Raw genomic sequence first — 24,311 nt, 5'->3', positions numbered from 1 at the left:
CTCTACGTGCACTTGTCGAGGGCTTGTCGGGCCCTTGCCAGCCAGTAGCCCGCGCCCGCCTGCTCCAGCAGGCGCACCGCCTCCCGCAGGTGGGCCAGCGCCCCCTCGCGGTCCCCGAGCGCCAGCAGCGCCTCTCCCATGTGGCCGTCGTACGCCCCGTCGACGGTGGTGCAGGTGCCGTTCACGTGCAGCAGCCCGGCGAAGGGACGGAACGCGTCGTAGACCTCCCGCGCGACGTCCGATTCGCCGAGCCGGATCGCCGCGTGCAGCCGGCACATGGTGGCCATCGCCCAGTGGTAGTCGCGCGGCGGCGGAGGGGTCTCACGCAGGAGCCGCCGGGCGCGCTCGTACTCGCCCAGCTCCGCCAGCGCGTACGCCAGGACGTAGGCGGGCCCTGCCAGGCCGGTACGCCGGAACATCTCCTCGACCCATGCCACCTCCTCCCCGAGGCGGTCCTCGTGGATGAGCGTCTCGGCCCGTACGGCGAGCATGCTCACCTCGAAGTACGCGAGATCGGTGAACGACAGCGTCGCCCTGACGGGCTCGAAGTGGCGGGTCGGGTCCGGCACGCCCTGGAACAGGTCGAGTCCCACGTGCGCCACCGCCGCCTGCATCGCCAGCGTGGGATTGTGCAGGTCGCGCAGCAGCATGTCGATCTCCGTCAGCAGCGCGCGAGCCTGCGGCACCCTGCCGTGCTCCACGAGATGAACGACGAGGTGGAGCTGTGCGATCACCCTGAGCTGGGACGACAGGTCCGGCTCGGCCAGCAGGCGCCACGCGGTCTCGGCCCGCTGCTCGATGAAGTCCTGTCCCTGCATGGCGAGCAGCCGCAGGTGGAGCACCCGCCGCAGCAGGGCGGGGTCGCCCAGGCGCTCGGCCGCCGCCACGGCCTGCGACGAGACCGGGCCGACCTCGTCCTCGCGACCGGTCTGGGCGAGCACGACGGCCCGGACGGCCTGTGCCGTCGCCCAGGCCGACGTGGACGGCGGCAGCTCTCGCACGGCCCGGTCCGCCCCGTCCCGCACGGCGGCCACGTCAAGGCCGTACCGGAAAGGCACCCAGACGCCGTGTCCCATCGCGATGTCGGCGGCCCTGACGGCCTTGTCCAGATCGGCGCCGGCCATGGCGAGCGCCTGCTCGACCGCCTCGTAGCCCTCGTCGAACCGCCCGGCGGCGTAGCGGCTCTCTGCCAGCCCGACGGCGAGCTCGAACCGCTCGGCCGCGCCGGTTCCGGCCAGCTCGGCCGCCGCCAGCGCCTCCTGCCACGACACGGCCGCGTCGTCGGGCGCGTGCCGCCGCAGGGCCGCCCGCGCGGCGCGGGCGGAGTAGTCCATCGCCATGCGGGCGGGCTCCGCGCCCAGCTCCGCCGCCGCCAGCCAGTGCCGCGCGATCACCGCCGCGCGGTCGTCCCGGTCCCCGTGGACGCGGGTGAGGACTCCCGCGACCTGCTCGTGCACGCCGGCCCGCCACAGCCGCGACCGACGCGACAGCAACGCGTCGGTCACCAGGGCGTGCGCGAACTCGTACACGCCCAGCTGGTACGACGACTCCCGGATCAGCCCCGCGTCGAGGGCCGCGTCGAGCGGCGGCAGCAGGTCGCCGACCGTGCCGCCGGCGACCTGGGCCAGGACGCCCGCCTCGAACTCGTCGCCCATCAGGGCGGCGAGCTCCAGCACGCGGGCCGCCTCCTCCCCCAGGCCCGCCACCCGGTGCAGCACGACGTCCAGCACCCCCTGTGGCAGCTCCTCTCCCGCCCGGGCCAGCTCCGCGAGGAAGAACGGGTTCCCGGCGGTGCGCCCGCGCAGCTCCTCGGCCTTGCGGCTGCCCGGGTCGCGGCCGGACAACTCCCGGACGAGCGCGCGGACCTCCTCGGTGGCGAGCCCGTCGAGCCCGAGTCTGCGCGCGCCGAGCCGCGACAGCGCCGACAGTGTGGCGGTGAGCGCCGACGCCTCGTGCCGCCGGAAGGTCGCCACCAGCAGCAGGCCCGGCCGGGCGGTGGACGCCACGTGGACTAGGAGCCGCAGCGTCGCGTCGTCGGCCGCGTGGATGTCCTCCAGCACGACGATCACCGGGCCGACGCCGGCCAGGAACGTGCCGACCGCCTCGAAGAACCGCAGCCGCGCCCCCTGCGCGTCGGACGCCGGGATCGCCTCCAGCCCGCCCGACAGGAACGTGCCCACCTCGTCGGGCAGGGCGGCCTCCGGGGCCGCGGCGGCGAGGGCGCGCAGGACCCGTTCCCAAGGCCACAGGGCGGGCGCGGTCTCGTGGTCGGGACTCGACCCCCAGCCGACCGGCACGTCGGCGGTCGCGCGGAACCGCTTCAGCAGGCTCGTCTTGCCGACGCCCGGCTCGCCGTCCACCAGCACGATCTGCCCGGTGGCGGACGACGCCTTCGCCGCCTCGTTCAGGAACTGCAGCGCGCTCTCGCGGCCGACGAAGACCGGCTGGTCCGCCGCGGACTCGGGAGTCCTGCGTGCCGTCGTCCGTGCCAGAGGCCGCTGCGGGACCTGCGGCGTGGCGGGCCGCTCCGGCGGGAGCAGCGTGGCGTCCTGGCGCAGCACCGCGCCTTCGAGCTCCCGCAACCGCGGCCCGGGGTCGATGCCCAGTTCCCCGGCGAGTACCTCCCGCACCCTGCGCAGGCAGGTGAGTGCCGCCGCCTGCCGGCCCGCCCGGTAGTGGGCCAGCACCAGCAGTTCCCAGGCACGCTCCCGCAGGGGGTGTTCGCGGACGAACGGGTCCAGCCGCGCGACCACGTCCGTGTGGCGGCCCAGCTCCAGCAGGGCCGCGGCCAGCCCCTCCACCGCGTCCAGCCGCACCTGCTCCAGACGGCCGATCTCCGGCTGCGCCCACTCCTCGGAACGCACGTCCGCGTACGGGTCTCCCCGCCACAGGCCGAGCGCCTCGGCGAGGGCGGCCGCCGCCTCCTCGTGCCGCCCCTCGGCCAGATAGCCGGACCCGGCCGACACGAGCGTCTCGAAGTCCCTCGTGTCGAGGCCGAGCCCTCCGGTCATCAGGCCGTACCCGTCGGCGGCGCTGACCAGGACGGTCGGTGTCGTGCCCGGCCGCCGGGCGGGCTCCAGCCGGCGGCGCAGGTTGGAGACATAGACCTGCAGGCTCCCCTGGGCGCTGGCCGGCGGGTTGCCGGACCACAGCCGGTCGGTCAGGAGGTCCACGGGGAGCACGCGGTCGGCGTGCATCGCGAGGAGGGCCAGGAGGGCTCGCTGCTTCGGCGGTCCGGCCGGTATGGCCTGCCCGGCCACGATGAGTTCCATGGGTCCGAGGACGTTCAGCCGCACGGGCCAATGGTAGGGAGGCGCCTTTCAACCGGTCCAGTTGTGACATTTCTGGCCCGACCGTCACCGCGGCGGGAACCGGCCGCCCGGGCCGTCGGCGTGGACGAGGCCCGGACGGGTTCACGGGTCTTGCCGGTTCCGCCCCGTGAGGAGCTCGGACGGGATGCCGAGGACGGTGAGGAAGGCGGTCGCCGCGGGCGTGAGGCCGAAGCGGCTCCAGACCAGGTGCTCGACGCGGGCGGGCGCATCGGTCACCGGGATGGTGGCCACGCCGGTGAGCTGGGGCGTGTAGGTGGACGGCAGCATCGCGACGCCGAGACCTTGCTGGATGAGCCGGGCCATGAGATCCGCCGCGGTCACCTCGAAGGCGACGTCGCGGACGAGGCCCGCGGCGGAGAACGCCTGGTCCGACTGCATGCGGCCGGCTGTCCCGGCCGGGAAGTCCACGAACACCTCCGAGGACAGCCGGCGAAGGTCGACATCCGGCTCCTTCGCGAGCGGGTGAGCGGGAGCGACCACGGCGACGTGCCGGTCACGGGCCAGTTCGTACGCGCGTACGCCTTGAGGGCGGGCCGTAGCCGGCAGCCCGAGGAAGGCCACTTCGATGGCGCCCTGCTTGACATGCTCGACCAGCTCCTCGCTGGCGCCTACGCGCAGGCCGATGCGCACGCGCGGATACCGCCGGTGGAAGTCGTGCAGCGCGGCCGGGATGTCGACAGCGGCGACGGTGGGGATCACGCCCACGGTGAGCCGTCCGCGTATCTCTCCGACGGCCGCGGCGACGTCGGCGGCGGCTCGCTCGGCGGCGTCCAGGCATTGGCGGGCGGCGGGAAGGAACGCCTCACCGGCGGGCGTCAGCCGTACCCGGCGGCTGGTGCGGTCGAAGAGCCTGGCGCCGAGTTCCCGCTCCAGGCGTGCGATCTGGTGGCTGAGGGCGGATTGGACGACGAGGCATCGCTCGGCGGCGCGGGTGAAGCTGTTCGTCTCGGCGACGGCGATTACGTAGCGCATTTGCTGAAGCTCCATTGATCCATCGTCTATCACGATGGATGGAGTGAAAAACATGCATTGGACTCATTGATGTGCGTCGTCCGAGACTGGCTTCATGACGAACACGGCTGCACACGCGATCTCCGTCGAAACCGATAGCGGCGCCACCTATGGGAACCTGTCGCGCACCGCAGTGACGGCGCTGGGGCCCGTCGTGTGGGGCACGACGTACGTTGTCACCACCGAGCTTCTCCCCCAGGGACATCCGATGTTCGCGGGACTGCTCCGCGCGTTGCCCGCAGGCCTGATCGCCCTGGCGATCACGCGAACCCTGCCGCGCGGGGCGTGGTGGGGGAAAGCGGCGGTGCTCGGCGTGTTGAACATCGGCCTGTTCTTTCCATTCCTGTTCACGGCGGCCGAACGGCTGCCGGGAGGCGTCGCCGCCACTCTTGGCGCGGCCCAGCCGATCATCGTCGCCGTCCTGGCCATGGCGATCCTTCATGAGAGCCCGTCCGCACGGCGCTTCGTCTGGGGGGTGATCGGCGTCGTAGGCGTCGGCCTGGTGGTGATCGGCCCGAACGCGGCGTTCGACGGCGTCGGGCTCGTGGCGGGCCTCGCCGGGGCCGTCACGATGGCTCTCGGGGTGACGCTCACCAAGCGCTGGGGGCGTCCCGCCGGAGTCGGACCCACCGCGTTCGCCGGCTGGCAGCTCACTGCCGGCGGCCTGTTCCTGGTGCCCGTCACGTTCCTCATGGAGGGCCCGCCGCCCGCGGTGGACGGGCCCGCCGTGCTCGGTTACCTCTGGCTGGGCCTGTTCGGAGGCCTGATCGCCTACGTCCTGTGGTTCCGCGGCGTCACCATGCTGCCGGTCACCTCCGTCGCGGTCCTCGGCCTACTCTCACCGATGGTCGCCGCGCTTCTCGGCGCCGTCCTGCTCGGTCAGACACTCGGCCCGATCCAACTCGTGGGCTTCGCGCTCTCGCTTGCCGCGATCGTCGCGGCGCAGCTTCCCACGCGTACCGGTCCGCGCACCTCCGTCCTGAACATCGTCAAGGAGAGGACCGTCCGATGAGAATCGTCGTCGTCGGAGCCATGAGCGCGAGGGGCGGCGGCGCAGAACGTTTTCACGCCACCGCCCCTGATCCGACTTGGACTACCACATCAGCGGGTCAAAGCCCCTTGCACTGCCCGGTCCTGGGTCCGGACACGGTGTTGACCTTGCCGTTATTCGCCGGCGCCGGGGAGTTTCCGCTGCAGCTCAACGGCCCGCTGATCCGGTTACCGGACACGACCGGCGCATCCGTCACGCGGTTGTCGGTCAAGCTGACCGGACCGATCACCGTGGAGTCCACGATGGTGAGCTTGTCGGTGGCACCGTTGACCGTCACCGGACCACTGACAGTCGTCCGGTTCAGCGAGACACCGGCGGCCTTCGAGGCGCTGATCGGCCCGCTGACATTGGCGCCGGTCGCGTAGAGGCTCGCGCCCTTCTGCACCGTGACCGGCCCGGAGACTACTGCTCCGTCCAGGCAGGTGACGCCGGAACTCGCCGTGAGGGGTCCAGCGTGGCGGCCGGTGATCGTGACCGTGCACGCGGGCCTGGTGTCCGCCAGCGGGATCGCTACGGTGACCGTCGTGCCGGTCGTCTCACCGGCGATGACGAGGTCCGCGCTCGTCGCGCCCCCTTGCGCTGGGTCAGCGGGCACCGCGAACCCGACGGTCGCACGGCCGACCTCGTCGGTGTTGTCGGTGTTCGCGCCGGCCGTGGCGTCGACCGCGAACGTGCCGACCTTTTGGCCGGCGAACGTAGCCGTGACCTTCTCATCCTTCGGCTCGTTGCTGGTGAACGCCAGCGACGACAGGTTGACCGTCACCGTGTCACCCGCCTTGAAGCCACCCTGCGGCGCGTCGAACCGCACACCGACCGCGCGCTGCGCGTAATCCGGAGCGACGGGGGAGTTCTCGCCCAGGTAGGCGACCATGGACTGAAGGTCGACCTGGCCGGTGTCCCGCTTGTCCGCCCCTTCGTTCAGGGTGCTGAAGTTGTCCCCTCCCGAGGCGAGGAACGAGTTCACGACCACGCGGTAGGACTTGGCCGGGTCCAGCGGCTTTCCGCCGAGGGTGACCGAGGTGATGTGCCGGCCCTTGGGCGCGCTCGGGTCGTAGGTGTAGAAGAGTCCCTTGGACACGCCGAGCTTGAGGAACGGCCGGCTGGCCCCCTCGGGCTGCCACTGCTCCTCGAGCACCTTGGCGATCCGCTCACCGGTCAGGGTCATCGTGACCAGGGTGTTCGCGAACGGCTGGACCTCGGCCGCCTCCTTGTAGGTGACGGTGCCGTCTTCCTTGCCTCCGGCCCGGTACTTCATGTCCGTACGGAGCCCGCCCGGGTTCATGAAAGCGATCTCAGTGGATGGGTCGGTGGTGCGAGCACCCGCGAGTTGCGCGTCGGCGACGAGGTTGCCCAGGGTCGATTCGCCACCGCGGTTCTCGGTCGTGCCGTTGGCCTGGCGGGCCCGGTTGAAGTCCGCGGTGATCTCACCGAGCTTGCGGGCACCCTCCCTCTTGGCCACCTCGACGGCGTCATCCACGATTCCCTTGACCGTCGGATCCACGCCGTAGAGGGGCTTCCACGAGCCGTCCGCCTGCTTCTCGGTCAGCGGGACGATCTTCGAGTCGACGTTGACCGCTTGCTTCTTGGTCTTGTCGTACGTGAACGTGATCTTGTTGAGGTTGTAGCCGTACTGACCCGCCGACACGACCGGGCGCACGGTCACCGGACGCTTCTCGTCCTGCCACTCCTTGACCGGGACCTTGTGGTCGTATGCCAGGTGGGTGTGGCCGGAGATGATCGCGTCGAAGTTCTTGTCGACCCCGTTCACAATCTTGCCGAAGTCGCTCGTCGGGTCGGTTGCCGACTCGTATCGCGTGGTGGCGGCACCCTCGTGGACGAGCAGCACGACGATGTCGGCCCCCTCCTTGGCCTTCAGCTCGTCGGCGACCTGGTTGACCGCGCTCGGGATGTCCAGGATGTCGAGCATGGAGATGCCCGCGGGGGTGACGAGTTCGTCGAGGTGCTCGGTCACCGCGCCGACGAAGCCGACCTTGACCCCGTCGACCTCCTTGACCCAGGACTCGGTGAGCTCCTTGTACCTGTCCTGGAGCTCCTTCTTGACCTTGACATTGGCGCCGATGTATTCCCACGTGGCCCGCGGGATGACCCGGTTCATCAGGTCGTCGTAGCCCCGGTCGAACTCGTGGTTGCCGACCGCGCTGACCTCGAGACCGGCCGCGTTGAGCGCATCGATGGTCGGGTTGTCCTGCTGGATGAACGAAGTGAACGTCGAGGCACCGATCAGGTCCCCCGCCGCGGCGAAGATGGTATTGGGGTTTTCTGCCCTCATCCCCTTGACCGCGGTCGCCAGCGCTGCGGCTCCCGCTTCCTGACCGTTCGCCTCCAGTCGGCCATGGAAGTCGTTGATCCCGAGGATGTCGATCTTGACAGAGTCATTGGCAAGCGCCGGCGGCGCGCCGACCAGGCCCCCCGCCATCGTGGCCATCGCGACCAGCGGAGCCAGACGCCTCCGCAGGCGCATACGGGGTGCCCCGTGAGTTCGGGCAGATCTAGCAAACGTAAACATAAGGCATAGCATTGCCAGGGCGAAGCAAAAGGGCCAGTTTACGGTGCGAGTCAGCAGTCCTGGACTTCAAGGTCAAAATGCACGATTTCCACCACGCCCACGCCTCCTGACTCCTCGCCGGCGGCGCCGAGCGCTACAAGGCGCACGAACGTCTGCGTACAGAACGGCCGATCGTCCCCCGGATCAGGGCTGAAGGTCCCACGGGAACGCCCCCGCCGGCGTGCCAGCATGGGATCGCGCCGGGCGCGGCGGGCGCCACCGGATCGCGGACGCGGTCGCGCGTCCCTCCGGCAGGAAGGCAGCCCATGATGACCTCGGCCGAGGCGCCGACCGGATCCGGACGGCCACCCGGAGCACCGGCACGGCCCGCGACACCCGCGACACCGGGAGCTCCGGGAACGCCCACACCACTCGAACCGCCCGCGAAGCCCCGCAGCCGGGCGAGCCGCCTGCTGAAGGCCAACGCGGTCGTGGTTGTCTGGCTGGGGCTCACCGTCCTGGCGGCCCTGGCGGGCGACGCGCTGCCCGCACCCCGCTGGCTGCTGGTCCATCTCTTCCTGCTCGGGGCCGTCACCAGCGCGATCCTGATCTGGAGCGAGCACTTCACGGTCACCCTGCTGCACGCGCGGCCCCGGACCCGCGCGGGAGCGCTGCCCGCCTCGGGACCGCGAACGCCGGCACCACCGCCGTGCTGGCGGGCGCCGCGCTGGCGGCGGAGCTTCAGAGGCTGATCGCTTGTAGTCCGTGGAGATGTGATCCGACTCCGCCGGCCAGGTCACGATGTTCTGTGGTCAGGCGGGTGACTCCACGGCCTGCGTCCGCGTGCCGTGCGCTGCCAGGGAGCGGTGGAAGCGCCGGAGCAGAAGACCGCCCGTGGCGGCCAGGCCCGTCAACAGCCCCAGCCAGGCACCCACGGTGTGGGCACCCGCGACGGCGCCGATCAGCCAGGCGGCGGGCAGCCCGATCGCCCAGTAGCCGACGAGAGTGATGCGGAAACCGCTCCTGGTGTCGTCGAGGCCCCGCAGCAGGCCCACACCGATGTTCTGCGCGCAGTCGACGTACTGGAGAACGGCGGCGACCAGGAGCAGCGACGCGGCGATGTCCAGCGTCTGCCGGTACTGGCCTCCGGACGGGTCGAGGAACGGGCGCAACACGAGCTCGGGCACGGCCAGATACACCAGCCCGACCACAGTCATGACGGCGGCACCGCACACGAGGGCGGTACGGGCGATGCGCGCCGCGGCCCCGGCCCGGCCGAGGGCGACCTCGCGGCTGACCCCGATGGAGGCCGCGTGCGAGAGCCCGACCGACACCTGGAAGACGATGTAGACGAGCTGGTTGACGGCGGTGTGCGCGGCCAGCGCCGAGCTGCCGAAGCTCCCGATCAGCAGGGCGACGACAGAGAAGAAACCGGCCTCGGAACCGTACGTCGCGGCGATGGGCGTCCCGAGCCCGAGCAGCCGGCGCAGGGTCGCGGGCCTGGCCCGCCACACCCGCAGGGACAGCATGGGGGCGAGGACGGGGTCCCGCCGCGCGGAGGCGTACAGCGCGACGAACGAGAGCAAGTACACCAGGGAGGTGGCGACGCCGATGCCAGGCAAGCCGATCTTGGGCAGCCCCCACGACCCGTGGATGAGGACCCAGTTGAGGCCGGCGTTGACCGCCACCGACGCGAGCGTAATGCGCAGGAGCGCCTGCGGGCGGCGCATGCCGACGGTGAACTGGCGGACGGCCTGGAACCACAGGCACGGCAGCAGCCCGGGGGCGAGCGCGACCAGCATGGGCTGCATGCGCCGCACCACGGCGGCGTCCTGGCCGAGCCAGGTGAGCGCGTGCCCGGAAAGGACGAGTAGGACGGCGCCGACGACGCCGGCGAGGGTGGCGACGGCCAGCGCCGCGCGCAGTAGCTCGCGGACGTCGTCTCCGGCCCGGTCCACGTCCTGACCGTGCCCCTGGACCGAGCCGGCCTCGGCGGTCTCGGCGCGGGCCGACGCGGCGGCGACCTGGTTCCCGACGGCGGTCACCAGGCCGACACCCATGGTGCGCAGCTGGTTGAACAGGACCAGCGCGAGCCCTCCGGCGGCCAGGGCCTCGATCCCGATCAGGCCCATCATGACGGTGTCGGTGGTCGTGAGGGCGACCTGCGCGAGTTGGGTGAGCGCGAGCGGCACGGCGAGGGCGGCCAGGGGCTTGACGTCCTGGCGGAATCGGGAAAGGGGCATGGCTCCTCACATCGTGCTGGGCGGGGGCTCGCGTCGGCCGGCTGCCCGGCCGCCCCGCGGGATCGGTCGAACCGGTCACGCCGATGTCGTCCGCCTGAGTGACCCTAGCGGTGCCGCGCACGGAGACCCCACGGAGGGCGGCCTCCGCCCGGTGTGCACGCTTCCGCCCGGTCAGGTCGGTCGTGGGCGCGGCCGTCCCCAACTATCTACTCAGGTAAAGCATGTGTTTAGGATAGGCAAACCTAATTCAGATCGCATTATTGAGGAACGAGGGCGACGTGATCACCAGACGACAGCTCCTGTGGACCGGCGCGGGGATCGGGCTGGCCGGTGTGCTCGCCGCCTGTGGAAGCGGCGGGCAGACCGGTCCGGCGGCGGTCTCGGCGTCCGGCTCGGCCGTGGAGCAGCCGCGTACGGGTGGCACGTTGCGGGTCGGCGCCCTCGGACGAGCCTCGGCGGTCACCCGGGACCCGCACGGCACACAGACCAACGAGAGCGACTATCTGATCATCAGCCTGCTCTACGACACGCTGACCGTCCCCGGCGAAACGACCAACACCGCGCCGCGCCTGGCCGGCGCGTGGAAGGCGTCCGAGGACCTCAAGACCTGGCGTTTCACGATCGCCGACGGGGCCGCCTTCCACGACGGCACGCCCGTCACCGCCGAGGACGTGGTCTGGTCGCTCAAGCGGCTGCGCGCCACTCCGGCCGGCGCCAGCCGGCTGCCCGGCATCCAGCCCTCCGGCATCTCCGCGGAAGACGCGAAGACCGTGGTGCTGGTCTCGGACTATCCCAACGCGGACCTGCCGTTGCTCACCCGCCTGACCACGTTCGTCCTGAAGAAGGACACCAAGGACGACGCGCTGGCCACCGCCCCCGGCACCGGCCCGTTCAAGCTGGACTGGTTCCGCGACGGCAACGCCCGCCTGGTGCGCAACGACAACTGGTACGGCGGGAAGGTCTATCTGGACGCGATCGAGGTCCGGATCTTCGAGAGCCCGCAGGCGATGGCCAACGCCCTCCTGGCCGGGCAGATCGACGTGGCGTCCAACGTCGGCGCCGTCGCCGCCCGCACGGCGAAGTCCCGCTCGGACATCCAGATCCTGCGTCGGCCCAACGACATGGCGATGCCCATCGTCATGCGCACCGCCGACGGGCCGTTCACTGACCCCAAGGTGCGGGAGGCCCTGCGCCTGGCCGTCGACCGCGACGCCATGGTCAAGCAGGTCCTGTCCGGGTACGGCACCGTCGCCAACGACGTCCTGGGCACGGGCGACCCCGCGTACGCCAAGGACCTCCCGCAGCGCACCCGCGACATCGCCAAGGCCAAGAGCCTGCTCGCCGAGGCCGGCTTCGACCTGTCCAAGACTTACGACCTGATCACCACCGAGGACATCTCCGGCCTCGCCGAGTCCGCGACCCTGTTCGCGACCCAGGTCCGCGAGGCGGGCGTGAAGATCAACGTGGTCAAGCAGGACTCCGCCGTCTTCTGGGACAAGACCTGGCTCAAGGCCCCGCTGTACACCACGTACTGGGGCACCAACGACTCCGTGGTGTTCTTCGCCAGCAAGACGATGCTGTCCGACGCGGGCCAGAACGAGGCGGCCTGGAAGGAACCCGCCTTCGACGAGGCGTACCGCGAGGCCATGGCGACCGCCGACGCCGCGAAGCGGCCCGAGGCGCTGCGCAAGCTGCAGCAGATCGAGTACGAGAAGTCCGGCTACCTGCTGTGGGGCATGGCCGACGGCATCGACCTGGCCGGCGGCGCGGTACGCGGCCTGCCCAAGCTCCCCGGCTACGGCCGGGTGCAGCTTGAGAAGACGTGGCTGGCCCGTTGAGCCGTCTCGGGCCCGAAGGAGGCGCCCCCGAGCCCCCGGCCCCGCGCCGGGGCCGTTCCGGAACGGAGCCGCCGCCCGGAGTGGAGAACCGGGTCGCCGGAGAACCACGGTCTGTTGAGAAGCCCCGGTTCGTCCTGGTCGCGGGGCATGTCGCCTGGTCGGCGCTGCGGCGCCTCGCCGTCCTCGCGGTCCTGCTCGGGGTCGTCTTCGCCGCCGTCGAGCTGCTGCCCGGCGACGCCGCCTCCAGCACGTCCGAACGCGGCGAGAGCGCCGCGGACCTGGCCGCACGCCGTACGGCGCTCGGCCTGGACCGCCCGCTCGCCGAGCGCTTCTGGGACTGGATGACCGCCCTGCCGACCGGTGACCTGGGTACCTCCGCCCGAGGGGAGCCGGTCACCCGCCTGCTCGCCGGGCCGTTCCCCAACACGCTGCTGCTCGGGAGCCTGGCCCTGGCCGTGAGCGTGGCGGGCGCCCTGGCGCTGGGAAGCTGGGCCGCGCTGCGTCCGGGCGGCCGCGCCGACCGCGTCATCGGCGTCGTGGCCACCATGGCGTTCGCGCTCCCGGAGTTCGTGGTGGCCATCGCACTGCTGCTCGTCCTGTCCCTGTGGCTCGGCTGGCTGCCCGCCGTCACCCTCATCGGTGCCGACGGCGCCCCCGCCTCACCCGGCATGCTGCTGCTTCCGCTGCTGGCCCTGGCCATCCCGCAGATCGGTTGGAACACCCGCATCGTGCGCGCCGCGCTCGCCGACCAGGCCGCGCTGCCGCATGTGAGCGCCGCGATCCTCGACGGGCTGCCTCGCCACCGCATCCTGACGCACCATCTCCTCCCCGGCGCGTTGCCCGCCGTCGCCGTCGGCGTCGCGACCTCGGCCGGGATGCTGCTCGGCGGCGCGGTCGTGGTGGAGACCCTGTTCAACTACCCCGGCGTCGGCGCCGTCCTGGCGGGCGCCATCGCGGACCGGGACACCCCGGTCGTCGCCGGGGTGGTCGCGGCGACCGGCAGCGCGATCAGCGTGGTCCTGCTGCTCGCCGACCTCGTCCGCGCTCGATCAGTAGGAGTGCGCCTGTGACGACTGACTCCCCCCACAGCGATGATCAACGGTGGCTTGACGGGGCGGACAAGGTGATCGCTTCCGCTCGGTCCCGTCCTTCGCGCGCGCTGCGGGCGGCGCCTGCCCTCGTTCTCATACTGTTCGCGCTGGCCGGCCCGCTGCTCGCGCCGCACCCGATCGACCAGCCGCTCGTCGCGCCGTACGCGACCCCGGACGCCACCGCGGTGCTCGGCGGCGACCTGCTCGGACGCGATGTTCTCAGCAGGTTCCTGGCTGGGGGTGGGCCCCTCGTCCTCAACGCGCTGGCGATCGCCGCGCTGGTCACCGGCGCCGCCACATTGCTGGGCATCCTCGCGGCCCTGCGCCCCGGGCTCGGCCGCTGGGTGGAACGCACGGCCGACCTCGCCATCCTGGTGCCCGCCGTCCTCGGCATCATGCTCGTCGCCCTCGCCTGGCAGGACGGCGGCCGCCTGGCGATCGCCGCGGCCGCCACCGTCCTCGGCATCCCGTACGCCACCCGGGTGGTCGCCGCGGCGGCCGCGCCCATCGCGGTGTCCGGCTACATCGAGACCGCCGCCGCCTCCGGCGAACGCCTCTGGTACCTGATCGTCCGGGAGGTCCTGCCCAACCTGAGGGCCACCCTCCTCGCGCTGTTCGGCCTGCGCTTCGTCGAGGCCGTCTACGTGGTGTCCGTCGCCGCCTTCCTGCAGCTCGGCCCGCAGCCGCCGACCGCCGACTGGGCCCTGATGATCAGGGAGAACTCGCCCGGCATCATGCTCAACCCGCTGGCCGTCGCGATCCCTGCTCTCGCCGTCGGCGTGCTCGCGCTCAGCGTCAACCTCGCCGCCGACGCCCTCATGCCCAAGACCGGCACGACAACGGAGGTCCCCCTGTGACGCCCGCTGAGCCCCCCTCCGTCGAGGTCACCGATCTGGAGATCCGCCTACCCGACGGCCTTCCCCTTCTCTCCGGTGGCACGCTGACGCTGTCCCCGGGCCGCGTGGTCGCGCTCACCGGCCCGTCCGGCGCGGGCAAGACCACCCTCCTGCGCGCCGTCGCGGGAGCCCTGCCCGCCGGTGCGTGCCGCACCTCGGGGCGGGTCACCGTCCTCGGCCACGACGTCCTGGCCCTCGGGGAGCGGGACCTGCGACTGCTCCGCTGCCGACGGCTGGCCTACGTGGGCCAGGACCCCGGCTCCGGCCTCAACCCCCGGATGAAGGTTCATCGCCTCATCGCCGAGACCGCCGTGGACCGCGGCCGCCAAGCCGTGCGCGACCTGCTCACCCAGGTGCGGCTGCCCGCCGAGGAACGTCTGGAGCGCCGCCGTCCGGGCGCCCTGTCGGGCGGGCAGCAGCGGAGGGTCGCCCTCGCCCGCGCTCTCGCGCGGCGTCCCGACGTCCTGCTCCTCGACGAGCCGACGGCCGGACTGGATCCGGAACTGCGCGACGAGATCGCCGACCTGCTGTGCGAGCTCGTCGGCCGTACCGGCGTCACCGTCGCGGTGGCGAGCCACGATTCCGAACTGGTATCGCGCTGCGCCCACGACGTGGTGGCGCTCCGGCCTCCGGTGGAAACGGCGCGGCGCTTCGTCCCCGCCGCACGCGTGCCCGCCTTCTCGACCGCGCCCGAAACGACCTCCGCGACTGTCCCAGCCGCTGCCTCGGTCATTCCCGAAGCCGAGGACGCATGTGCCTCGGTCCCCGTCGCCGGCCGCCCGCCGTCCTCACCGCCGTCCCGGACCGGTCGGATCACGGTACGCGACCTCAGCGCCGTGGTGGGCGGCCGGAGCGTGCGGCGAACCGTCCTGGACAACCTGGATCTCGACCTCGCTCCCGGCAGCGCGACCGGGGTCATCGGCGTCTCGGGGTCGGGGAAGACCACCCTGGTCCGCGTTCTCGCCGGACTGCACCCGCCCAGCACGGGCACGGTCGCCCTCGACGGAGCCCCGCTGCACCGCTCCTACCGTCGCCGCACCCGAGAGCAGCGCCGTGCGCTGCAACTCGTTCCGCAGAACCCCCTCGGGGCGCTCAACCCCGCGCGGACCGTGGGAGCCACGCTCGCCCGGCCTCTGACATTGCACGCCGTGGTTCCCGCCGGACAGGTCCCCGCGCGCGTCACGGAACTCCTCGAAGCGGTCGACCTGCCCGCGGACTTCGCCGGACGGTACCCCCACCAGCTCTCCGGCGGCCAGCGCCAGCGTGTCTCCATCGCCCGGGCTCTCTCGGTGCACCCCGACGTGCTGCTGTGCGACGAGGTCACCTCCGCGCTCGACGCCGACACCTCCGCGAGCATCATGGACCTGCTGTCCCGTCTTCGCCGCGACCACGGCGTCACCCTGGTTCTGATCAGCCACGACCTGTCGATGATCGGCGCGCACACCGACACCACGATCGTGCTGGAGCGCGGCCGGATCATCGAGAACGGGCCCACTCCGGGCCTCTTCGACTCGCCGTCCCAGCCAACGACCAGGACCCTCATCGCCGCGGCCATGCAGCGTAAGGCCCTCGAAGCCTCGGCGCGAATATCGCCATCGCCGGATCCGGCCTGATCGGCCGGATCTCTCCGCCCGGCAAGCGCTGCCCTGATCGGCGGCCATGGGCTTCGACGTGGGCGTCTACGCGCTGTCGATGAGTGCCGGCTCGGCGCTGATCGCGGCCAAGGTCGTGCTCCTCGCACAGGCGGCGGGCGGTGCCCGGCCGTCGGCCTGGCCATCATTCCCGCCGTCCTCCTGCCGCCTTGCACCCTGTCACCCGAATTGTGCTTCTCAGAACCGTCGGCCATCGTGATGCGGGGTGCGGGGTGTGGCCGTCCTCACCGCCGCGAAGCGACACGTCCCTGCCGTTCGCGGTCGGCGACCACCGAATCGAGGATCTCTCCCGCACGGACCGCCGCATTCGACAGCAGCGACGAGGAGAGCCCGTGACTGTGCTCGGTGCCGCCCTGGAGGTAGATGCCGCAGCGCACGGCGGGATCTGTCCGCACACGATAGTCGCGGGTCAGTTCCAGCCGGCCCTGATCGTCGGTGACGCAGAAGGAGGCCAGCTCGCCCAGCAGAGCTGTGACGTCGGCGGGGCGGTAGCCGGTGGCGAAGATCAGTGCGTCGCAGTTCAGAAATGTGGAACCATCCGTGGCCGGCCCATCGACACGGACCCTGATCCCCTCGGACATGCGCTGAACCTCGCCAATCCTGGACATGTTCAGCATGTGCAGGCGCCGCCGTCCCGCCGTTCGCTCGGCATACACACGGCGGTACAGCTCCTGAATGAGATCGATGTCGACCACGCCGTAATTCGTGTTGCCGTGGTAGGCGAGCAGCGCTCGCTTCGTCTCCTCGGGAGCCTCGTAGAAGTGGTCCACCGCGTCTGGGTCGAAGATCCGGTTGGCGAACGGGCTGTCGTCGGCGGGCGTGTAGCCGTATCGCGAGAAGACGGCGCAGACCTCGGCATTCGGGTACGTGCGGTGCAGATATTCGACGACCTCGGCCGCGCTCTGACCGGCGCCGACCACGACGAACCGACTGTGGCGCATGGTGGGCAGCGTCCGCAGCCGGGTGAGCAGGTCGTGGTTGTGCCAGACCCGTTCGGACACGTGGACGCCCTCGGGCAGGTGAGGCCGGAGACCCATTCCGAACACCAGGTTTCGCGTCTGCCCGACGAGGCGCCCGTCGGCGGCCACCACCTCGATCGCGGTCACGTCGCCGTCGGGCTGGATCACGGGGCGCAAGGTTCGCACAGTGGTGCCGTATCGCACCACGTGCGAGAAACGGTCTGCGGCCCATTCAAGGTAGTCGTGGAACTCCAACCGGGTCGGGAACATCGTCTTGTGGTTGATGAAATCGGCCAAACGCCCGTGTTCGTGCAGGTAGGAGAGGAACCCGAAGGCGCTGGTCGGATGGCGCATTGTCGCGAGGTCCTTCAGGAACGACACCTGCATGGTGGCGCCGTCCAACAGCATCCCCCGGTGCCAGCCGAACGAGAGCTGACTCTGAGTGCGAAGACCAGATGCTGCTGCTCGCCGTCCATCTACAACTCAACGTCCAGGAGATCCTGGCCACCCTTAACGGCCGCAGCCTCACCTTGACCAATGAGCGCAACCAGGCAGACGCCCTCTACACCACCCTGCTACACCTGCGCCGCGCCCTTGAACTGCTCCCCGAGGAGACGGACCACCCGGCCAAGCCGCCGTCCCTGCGCGACCTCCAGAGCCGCCAGGATCAGGTCCTTAACGCTCAGCTGAGCGCACGCGCCCACCGCCGCGAGGACCTCGCCCAGCGCCGGCGGGATCCACACCTGCCCCCAGCGTGCTGGAAGATCACCCGCTATGACCCCAACGGCGTCTTCGAGGCCCACATGCAGGACGAAGACGGGCGGCTCGGTCCCCGCTACGGCGGCTGGGCTCCGGTGCCCGATGCCATCCCCGCGCTGCTGCGCGCCTGGAGCGTGCCCGCCTCTCGTCCCATCGAGGTGACCTGGCGATGCTCAACTCCGGCGATGCCCAACCGGCTCCTGCCCTACGGCGGCGGCTCACCCGGTCCCGACGACACCCCTGGACGCAGGCTCAATCCCCGCGACGCGCTCAAAGGGCTCTGGCACGACGATCTCGACCTGAACCGAGACCGCTTCGCGGACTACATGCGCCGGGTGCGGCAAGCCTGGCCGGGCCAGGCCACCGTGGCCGACTTCCTGCGGCAGCGCACCGACGAGCTCAACGCCTCCCAGCCACCCGCGCCCGACCTCGTCCAACTCCTCCAGTCCACCTACAACCACGTCCACGAGATCGGCCCGAACTCCTCGGACCGGGTCGGGCTAGGTACTACGGTCACCTGCGGATGGATCGCCCCGGTCGCTGTCGCCCGTGTGGACCAGGTCTGGAACGACTTCGCCAGCCACCGGCCCGGCACCGTACCCGCCATGCTCACCGCCTTGCTGGGCCCCTCCGTGGAGAAGGCCCTGCGGATCTGGAGCCTGGATGACGACCCGGTCCGCGTCAATCGCATTCCCGGGCCGGCCGGGCCGCTCTACACGCTGGATGACAACGGCGCCCACCGGCTGACCGCGGCCCGCCTGGCCGGCCTGCCCGGCATCTGGGCGACCATCGAGCAGCCTGCGCTCTCCTTGCGGGTGCAGCCTTACCAGGTCCGCGTCCGCAACAAGGACGCCATCCGGCTGCTGGCCTGCTGGCGCGGCCTGCTGGCCCGCGGCTTGGTCGCTGGCCGTCTCGAGGAAGACCCCCATCTGCCCGCCCTGAGCACTCTGCATCTGGACGATGCCGCCGCGATCTGGCTCCTGGCCACTCCTAGGCAGGCCATCGCCTGGGCCGCCACTTAGAGAGTCGCCGTCATGGGACGGCGGCCGCCGAGGCGGGCGGGAGCAGAGGTGAGCGCCGCCACCACGAGCACGGTTGCCAGCACCAGGGCGATCAGCTGCCAGGACGCGGGAAGCGTTGCCCTGTCGCCGTCGCCACCGGTGATCGTGTTGATGGCGGCGAACAGCGCCCAGCCTCCCGGGAAGACACCCAGGACGGCGCCGAGGAACGCGGGCAGCACCTGCGCGGTCGCCAGGGCGACGGTCGTTTCCTGCGGGGTTGCGCCGAGTGCGCGTGCCAGCGCCGACGCATGCCGGTTGTCGAGCACCGTCGCCCAGGTGATGACGATGGCGTTGACCGCCGCCAGGGAGAGCAGGATGACCGTCCAGACGAGGAGCACGTGCCGCAGCACCGCCACCTGAGCTTCGGTGTACGCGCCGGTGCCTGGCTGGTCGCCGAGGAAGGCGTTGAGCACCAGCAGGACGTAGATCCCGCTGACCGTGACCGCGATGCTGATCACGCCCAACACGACTCGTCGCGGCCGGCGGGCGGCGACCCGTAGAGCGAGCAGCAGCGGGACGGGCAGTCGCGCCGAGAGAGCGATCAGCCAACCGGTGCGGCGAGGTGGGCGTGCCGCGTCGGCCAGCGCGCCGGCGGTGCTGGCGCGGGCCGCGCGCACGGCCGGAACAGCGGTCGCCACCACCGCGACGCCGAGTGCCACGGCGGTCACCAGACCGATTGTGGACCAGGTCGGCGACGCCGTCCCCGCGCTGCCGACGAGGCCGGCACTGGACTCGGTGAGCAACGGGGCGGTCAGCGATCCGATCGTCAGCCCGGCCGCGGCCGCGACGACGGCCACGAGGAGATACTCCACGAGCAGCACGGCGGCGACCAGGCTCGGGGTGCCGCCGACTGCCTTGAGGAGTCCGACGCGTCGGTGCTGGTCGGCCATCCGGCCGCCGACCAGCACCGAGAGACTGGCCACGGCGAGCAGACCGAGCAGCCAGGCGCCGATGAGCAGCAGGATCTGGGAGTCTTTGGCCAGGTCGGTGGCGTCGGCGAGGATGCTCTGCCAAGCCTGCATGGGCATGGCGCCGCCATGATCGCCACCGGTCCGGTCGACGAATGCCTCGGCTTCGTCCGGGTCGGCCAGCTTCAGGTTCATCACATAGGACAGGGAGCTTCGGTCCGAGGCGAGGCTCCGCACATCCGCCTGGGTGAGCCAGGCCAGCCCGGGATTGTGCAGCAACCCCGCAGGCAGGTCCCGGTCCTTGGGGATGGCGCCGTTGATACAGCCGGCCGAGACGATGCAGGACGCGCCGGGATAGGGCGGCATGGCGGCGGTGACGGCGGCGCCGACGACCTTGAACGACCTACCGCCCAGGGTGACCGAGTCGCCGACGCCCACTTCGAGTGAGTCGGCGAAGGCGGCCTCGAGCACTACTCCGCCGTCGCTGACCCAGCTGCCTTGCGTCACCTGGGGCTGGTCGACCGCCGCGACAGTGGCGTCGCGTCCTTCGACCTGCACGTCCGACGTCCGGCCGGACGCCTCGAGCTTCCCCGCGATGACGGGGTACGGTCCGCTGTGCGCGGTGACGCCGGGGGCGGTGGCCAGTTTGTCGAGCTCCGCGAGGCCGGCGGGGTCGATGGCCTGGCCGGCGGTGACGACCACGTCAGGACCCTCGGTCGCCGCCCGGGTGCTTTGGTACGGGTCGCCGGCCGCGTCGCGCAGGACGAGCCCGAGCGTCAGCGTCGTGGTGGCGGCCAGGATGGCGAGCAGCAGAAGCGTGGCCTCGGTGCGGCGCCGCCGGAGGTCTCGCGTGGCGAGACGGGTCACGAGGAGGATGCGGCCCATGGTGGTCAGTCCTCCAGCCTGACGAGCGTGCCGAGTTGCCCGGTGGTGCCGCCGGTCGGCCAGGTCTCGTCCATGAGCGCGCCGTCGCGCATCGAGAACTTCCGGTCCGCGGTGGCCGCGATCCGCGCGTCATGCGTGACCATGATCAGCGTCTGCCCGGAATCGCGCAGGTCCTTGAAGAGCTGGAGGACGTCCAGGGTGGCGGCGCTGTCCAGGTTTCCCGTCGGTTCGTCGGCGAGGACGACCAACGGTTCGTTGCTCAACGCCCGGGCGACCGCGACCCGCTGCCGCTGGCCGCCCGACAGCGCGGAGGGCAGGAAGCGCGCCCGGCCGGCGAGCCCGACCTGCTTCAGCAGTTCCTCCGCACGCCGCCGGGCGGCCCGGGGCGGGCGTCCGGCCAGCAGCGCCGACAGCTCGACGTTCTCCACGGCGGTGAGCTCCTCCATCAAGTGGAAGGACTGGAAGACGTAGCTGACGTCGGTCCGCCGCATCCGGGCCAGGGCCTTCTCACTGATGTTGTCGATGCGCCGGTCGTTCAGCCGCACCTCGCCGCCCGAGGGTCGGTCCAGCCCGCCGAGCAGGTGCAGCAGCGTGGACTTTCCGCAGCCGCTCGGTCCCATGATCGCCACCGTCTCTCCCGCGCTGACGTCGAGATCGACGCCGTCAACGGCGCGCACCAATCCTTCCCCTTTGCCGTACTCCTTCCGCAGCCCGCGGGCGCTCAGTACGGGCGTGTCGGCGGCATTGCTCACGATCCACTCCTTCGATGGGTCCAGTTCTGCTTACAGGTCTTGAGCCGGCGCAGGTCGGGTCCGCCCCGTCGTGGGCCGCTTGAGCGTCAGCCGTACCGTGCCCGAGGCGAAGGTGTCGAGGATGCCCTGATTCACGGTGTCCCCGATGAACGCCGGCACGCCGTTGGCAATTCGAGCGCGGTGCGGATATGGAGTAGGCCGCCACCGACGACCGTGCATAGGGATCTGACCATGGCCGCCAGCGTGGCCTGAAGCGGGTTGCACGGTCGTGAACGGATCCGTTAACGCCATTGAAACCCCGGTTCGCGTATGAATGTCGCGTGCGGATTCTGGTGGCCGAAGACGAACGCGACCTGGCCGATCTCGTGGCGGTGGGGTTGCGCCGCCATGCCATGGCCGTCGACGTGGTGTATGACGGTGCCGCCGCGGTGGAGCGGCTGGCGGTGCACGACTACGACGTTCTCGTGCTGGATCGGGACCTGCCCGAGATGCACGGCGACCTCGTGTGCCGTGAGCTGGTGGCGCGCGGGAGCCGTACGCGGATCCTGATGATGACGGCGGCGGCGTCGGTGCCGGAGCGAATCGCGGGTCTGGGGATGGGGGCCGACGACTACCTGCCCAAACCGTTTGACTACGCCGAGTTGGTCGCGCGGGTGCGGGCGCTGGGGAGGCGCAGCCAGTCGGCGGTACCGCCGGTGCTGATGCGGCACGGGATCGTGCTCGACCCGCACCGGCTGCAAGCCTCGCGGGACGGACGGCACCTGCACCTGTCATTGAAGGAGTTCGCCGTCCTCGAGGTGCTGATGAGGGCGGACGGCGCGGTCGTGAGCTCCGAACGGCTGCTTGAAGAGGCCTGGGACGAGAACGCCGACCCGTTCACGACGGTGGTGCGGGTCCTGATCAGCCGCCTGCGGGCCAAGCTGGGTGACCCGCCGTGCATCCAGACCGTTCCCGGTGCGGGATACCTGCTGTGACGACGATCCGGGTACGGCTCACCCTGATCTACTCCGGACTGTTCCTGCTGACCTCGGTCGTGTTGCTGGTCACGGTCAACCTCCTGCTGCGCCAGGCGCTGAAGACGCGGGTCGCCCGGCTGCCCGGGGGCGGCTTGGCTCCGCAGCCGCAGCCGCAGCCGCAGCCACGGCCGCCGCTGCCCGAGCTGGTGAACGACGTGATCGGCTACCAGTGGGAGATGACCACCTTCACGGTGGGAATCTTGACGCTGGTCTCGTTGGCCGTCGGATGGCTGGTCGCCGGGCGGATCCTGCGGCCCATCCACCGGATCACCGCCACCGCGCAGCGACTGTCCCTGTCGACCCTGCACGAGCGGATCGCGCTCACCGGGCCGAAGGACGAGCTGAAGGAACTGGCCGACACCTTCGACGCGATGCTCGACCGGCTCGAACGCTCCGTCGAGGCGCAGCGGCGGTTCATCGCCAACGCCTCCCACGAGTTGCGGACCCCGCTGGCCGTCCAGCGGGCGGCGATCGAAATCGGGCTCCCCGAGGACGGCGGCGAGATCCGCGGCACGCTCCTGCGCCACAACCGCCGCGCGGAGAACCTCATCGACGCCCTGCTGGTCCTGGCCCAGGCGGAACACGGCCTGGACAACAGGAGCCCGGTGGCCCTGGACCAGGTGGCACGGCTGGTCCTGGCGGAAACAGGTTCTGACGGCGTCACCGTGACGGGGAGGGCGGAGCCGTTCGTCGTCGAGGGGGACCCTGTCCTGCTGAACCGGCTCATCACCAACCTCCTCGACAACGCGGTGCGCTACAACCATCCCGGCGGGACCGTTGAGGTAACGCTCTCCCGTGGAGTGTTGACGGTTCGCAACACCGGCCCGCACGTGCCCCAGGAACGTTTCGGCGATCTCTTCGAACCCTTCCGGCGGCTGCACACGACCCCTGGACAGGGCACCGGACTCGGATTGTCGATCGTCGCGGCGATCGCGAAGGCTCACGGGGCCGACGTGCGAGCGAAACCTAACCCGGGTGGCGGGCTGGAGCTCGTCGTGGCTTTCGCGGGATCCGAGGACGCATCCCCCGTAGGAGGAACAGCGGGGTGATACATGTGACACAGAATCCGCACTATCCGCCACATCGCGATCAGGAGCCGAGAAGTCGCCCAGCTCCCCCTCCTCGACGCCAAGATCCTTCTCACGGCTAACGGCTGTACCGATGTGCCGCAACCCCGGGCTCCCCGTCAGAGCGGCAGCGGGATGCGATCGAAGAACCAGTACAGGCTGACCGCCACGATGGGGACCGACATCGCGACCGTCACCCAGCGATCCGCGGACGTCCGGCGCACCAGCACCAGCAGCGGGAAGAGCACCGCGATGATCGCGAGCTGGGTCACCTCGATGCCGATGTTGAAGCTCAGCAGTGACAGGAGCAGCCCCCACGACCCGCCCTCGTCGATGTCCAGTGCGCTCGCGAAGCCCAGCCCGTGCATCAGGCCGAAGGCGAAGACGACCGGCAGCCGCCACTTGCCCCATCCGGCCTCCTCGCGGCCCAGCAGGTTGGCGACCGCCACGGCGATGATCGACACTGCGATGACCGGCTCGACGATCTCCGCGGGGACGTCCACGATGCCCATCGCCGCCAGCAGGAACGTGATGCTGTGGGCGACCGTGAAGGCGGAGGCCGTGATGACGACGTCGCGGAGGCGGCGGGCGCCGATGAGCAGGGCGAGCAGGAAGAAGATGTGGTCGAGGCCCGACAGCAGGTGCTCGGCACCGAGCAGGAAGAACTCCCCGACCTGGTGCGAGGCCCGGCGCTCGCCGATCCGCAGCGTCGGGTTGCCGGCGCTCAGGACCGCGGAGCCCGTCCTGCCGTCGAGCGTGTATCTCACGAGCGTCTCCGTGCTGTGCACGAAGCTCTCGGCGTCGGGGAAGAGGGCGCTCGAGATCGCGTGCCGACCGGCGCCGTCGCCCTCGCAGGCGTAGTCGAGTGTCACCACCGCGAAGGCCACCTTGTCGCGGTCGCGCACGTCCGCGTCCCCCACAGTCGTGGGCGTGCACGGCTTGTCGCCGTACGCCACGGCGAAGCGGCGCGTGACGTAGTCGGCGACGGCGGCATGGTTGATCTTGAGTTGGCGGAGCTGCTCGGTCCGCTCCTTCGCCTCGTACGCCTCCGCGTAGAGCCAGGCCGACTTCATGAGGAGGTCGTATTCCAGGTCGAGCACCGCCCTGACGTGCGCGCCCGTTCCGGTCACCACGGCGTGGGCCTTCGTGGTCGCGTCGTGCGCCGCCGCCGGAGCGGGAAACGCCAGACCGGCCAGTACGCCGCCGAGGACGTGGACGAGAGCGAGGACGACGGCGGACAGCCAGCGCCTGCGAGGCATGTCGAGTTCTCCAGAATGCGGGTGG

Annotated in this window: 16 protein-coding genes and 1 pseudogene; 9 read left to right on the top strand and 8 right to left on the bottom strand. The window is 71.0% G+C overall.

Translation table 11 applies throughout. The features are described from left to right. Nucleotides 1-2: 2 nt before the first annotated feature. Nucleotides 3-3,296 (bottom strand): ATP-binding protein, encoded by a 3,294-nt coding sequence (locus tag AB0I59_RS15935; protein WP_061258403.1) that lies wholly within the window; start codon nucleotides 3,294-3,296, stop codon nucleotides 3-5. Between the two features lie 117 nt (nucleotides 3,297-3,413). Continuing rightward, on the bottom strand, nucleotides 3,414-4,304 hold the full coding sequence (locus AB0I59_RS15930) for a LysR family transcriptional regulator (RefSeq protein ID WP_358133369.1): 891 nt from the start codon (nucleotides 4,302-4,304) through the stop codon (nucleotides 3,414-3,416). A gap of 94 nt (nucleotides 4,305-4,398) precedes the next feature. Here AB0I59_RS15930 and AB0I59_RS15925 point away from each other — a divergent pair, with 94 nt between their 5' ends. After that, nucleotides 4,399-5,355: an EamA family transporter gene (locus AB0I59_RS15925; protein WP_358133367.1), complete on the top strand. Its 957-nt coding sequence runs from the start codon at nucleotides 4,399-4,401 to the stop codon at nucleotides 5,353-5,355. 97 nt (nucleotides 5,356-5,452) lie between these two features. Here AB0I59_RS15925 and AB0I59_RS15920 read toward each other — a convergent pair whose 3' ends face one another. After that, a complete protein-coding gene (locus AB0I59_RS15920) occupies nucleotides 5,453-7,876 on the bottom strand; it encodes a bifunctional metallophosphatase/5'-nucleotidase (RefSeq protein WP_061258405.1) in 2,424 nt (807 codons plus the stop codon). Between the two features lie 350 nt (nucleotides 7,877-8,226). Between AB0I59_RS15920 and AB0I59_RS15915 the strand changes: the two genes are divergently transcribed. Further along, nucleotides 8,227-8,652: a hypothetical protein gene (locus AB0I59_RS15915; RefSeq protein ID WP_358133365.1), complete on the top strand. Its 426-nt coding sequence runs from the start codon at nucleotides 8,227-8,229 to the stop codon at nucleotides 8,650-8,652. Nucleotides 8,653-8,712: 60 nt separating this feature from the next. Here the strand turns inward: AB0I59_RS15915 and AB0I59_RS15910 are convergent, their stop codons facing one another. Continuing rightward, nucleotides 8,713-10,143, bottom strand: a complete 1,431-nt coding sequence (locus AB0I59_RS15910; protein ID WP_061258409.1) for an MATE family efflux transporter — start codon at nucleotides 10,141-10,143, stop codon at nucleotides 8,713-8,715. A gap of 278 nt (nucleotides 10,144-10,421) precedes the next feature. Between AB0I59_RS15910 and AB0I59_RS15905 the strand changes: the two genes are divergently transcribed. Genes AB0I59_RS15905 through AB0I59_RS15890 form a run of 4 tightly spaced genes read left to right on the top strand, consistent with a single transcriptional unit; the run spans nucleotide 10,422 to nucleotide 15,581 of the window. After that, nucleotides 10,422-11,981 (top strand): ABC transporter substrate-binding protein, encoded by a 1,560-nt coding sequence (locus tag AB0I59_RS15905; RefSeq protein ID WP_358133361.1) that lies wholly within the window; start codon nucleotides 10,422-10,424, stop codon nucleotides 11,979-11,981. Next, complete coding sequence (locus tag AB0I59_RS15900; RefSeq protein ID WP_358133358.1) at nucleotides 11,966-13,051, top strand: ABC transporter permease; 1,086 nt, start codon at nucleotides 11,966-11,968, stop codon at nucleotides 13,049-13,051. Before AB0I59_RS15905 ends, AB0I59_RS15900 begins: the two co-directional genes overlap by 16 nt. Beyond that, the gene (locus tag AB0I59_RS15895; protein ID WP_358133355.1) at nucleotides 13,048-13,929 is read left to right on the top strand and encodes an ABC transporter permease; all 882 of its coding nucleotides are present in this window, start codon (nucleotides 13,048-13,050) and stop codon (nucleotides 13,927-13,929) included. The genes AB0I59_RS15900 and AB0I59_RS15895 overlap by 4 nt, the downstream gene beginning before the upstream one ends. Beyond that, nucleotides 13,926-15,581 (top strand): ABC transporter ATP-binding protein, encoded by a 1,656-nt coding sequence (locus AB0I59_RS15890; protein WP_061258411.1) that lies wholly within the window; start codon nucleotides 13,926-13,928, stop codon nucleotides 15,579-15,581. The genes AB0I59_RS15895 and AB0I59_RS15890 overlap by 4 nt, the downstream gene beginning before the upstream one ends. 263 nt (nucleotides 15,582-15,844) lie before the next feature. Here the strand turns inward: AB0I59_RS15890 and AB0I59_RS15885 are convergent. Further along, nucleotides 15,845-17,005: pseudogene (locus tag AB0I59_RS15885) on the bottom strand (lysine N(6)-hydroxylase/L-ornithine N(5)-oxygenase family protein); the annotation flags it as partial. A 29-nt stretch (nucleotides 17,006-17,034) separates the two neighbouring features. Between AB0I59_RS15885 and AB0I59_RS15880 the strand changes: the two are divergent. After that, the gene (locus AB0I59_RS15880; RefSeq protein ID WP_061258413.1) at nucleotides 17,035-18,360 is read left to right on the top strand and encodes a hypothetical protein; all 1,326 of its coding nucleotides are present in this window, start codon (nucleotides 17,035-17,037) and stop codon (nucleotides 18,358-18,360) included. Here the strand turns inward: AB0I59_RS15880 and AB0I59_RS15875 are convergent. Then, entirely contained in the window at nucleotides 18,357-20,192 is a 1,836-nt protein-coding gene (locus AB0I59_RS15875; protein WP_358133351.1) for an FtsX-like permease family protein, read from the bottom strand. The two genes, AB0I59_RS15880 and AB0I59_RS15875, sit on opposite strands and share 4 nt — an antisense overlap. A 5-nt stretch (nucleotides 20,193-20,197) precedes the next feature. Then, the gene (locus AB0I59_RS15870; protein ID WP_358133348.1) at nucleotides 20,198-20,944 is read right to left on the bottom strand and encodes an ABC transporter ATP-binding protein; all 747 of its coding nucleotides are present in this window, start codon (nucleotides 20,942-20,944) and stop codon (nucleotides 20,198-20,200) included. 320 nt (nucleotides 20,945-21,264) lie between these two features. Here AB0I59_RS15870 and AB0I59_RS15865 point away from each other — a divergent pair, with 320 nt between their 5' ends. Further along, nucleotides 21,265-21,918 carry a response regulator transcription factor gene (locus tag AB0I59_RS15865; protein WP_061258415.1) on the top strand — a complete coding sequence of 218 codons (654 nt, stop codon included), beginning with the start codon at nucleotides 21,265-21,267 and terminating at the stop codon, nucleotides 21,916-21,918. Then, on the top strand, nucleotides 21,915-23,009 hold the full coding sequence (locus AB0I59_RS15860) for a HAMP domain-containing sensor histidine kinase (RefSeq protein ID WP_358133345.1): 1,095 nt from the start codon (nucleotides 21,915-21,917) through the stop codon (nucleotides 23,007-23,009). The genes AB0I59_RS15865 and AB0I59_RS15860 overlap by 4 nt, the downstream gene beginning before the upstream one ends. Before the next feature lie 137 nt (nucleotides 23,010-23,146). Here the strand turns inward: AB0I59_RS15860 and AB0I59_RS15855 are convergent, their stop codons facing one another. Beyond that, nucleotides 23,147-24,286, bottom strand: coding sequence for a HupE/UreJ family protein (locus AB0I59_RS15855; RefSeq protein ID WP_358133342.1), 1,140 nt, complete (start codon nucleotides 24,284-24,286; stop codon nucleotides 23,147-23,149). Between the last annotated feature and the right edge of the window lie 25 nt (nucleotides 24,287-24,311).

This window comes from Microtetraspora glauca, from assembly GCF_040656155.1.
GTDB lineage: Bacteria > Actinomycetota > Actinomycetes > Streptosporangiales > Streptosporangiaceae > Microtetraspora > Microtetraspora glauca.
This window is presented reverse-complemented; position numbering and strand designations above follow the sequence as displayed.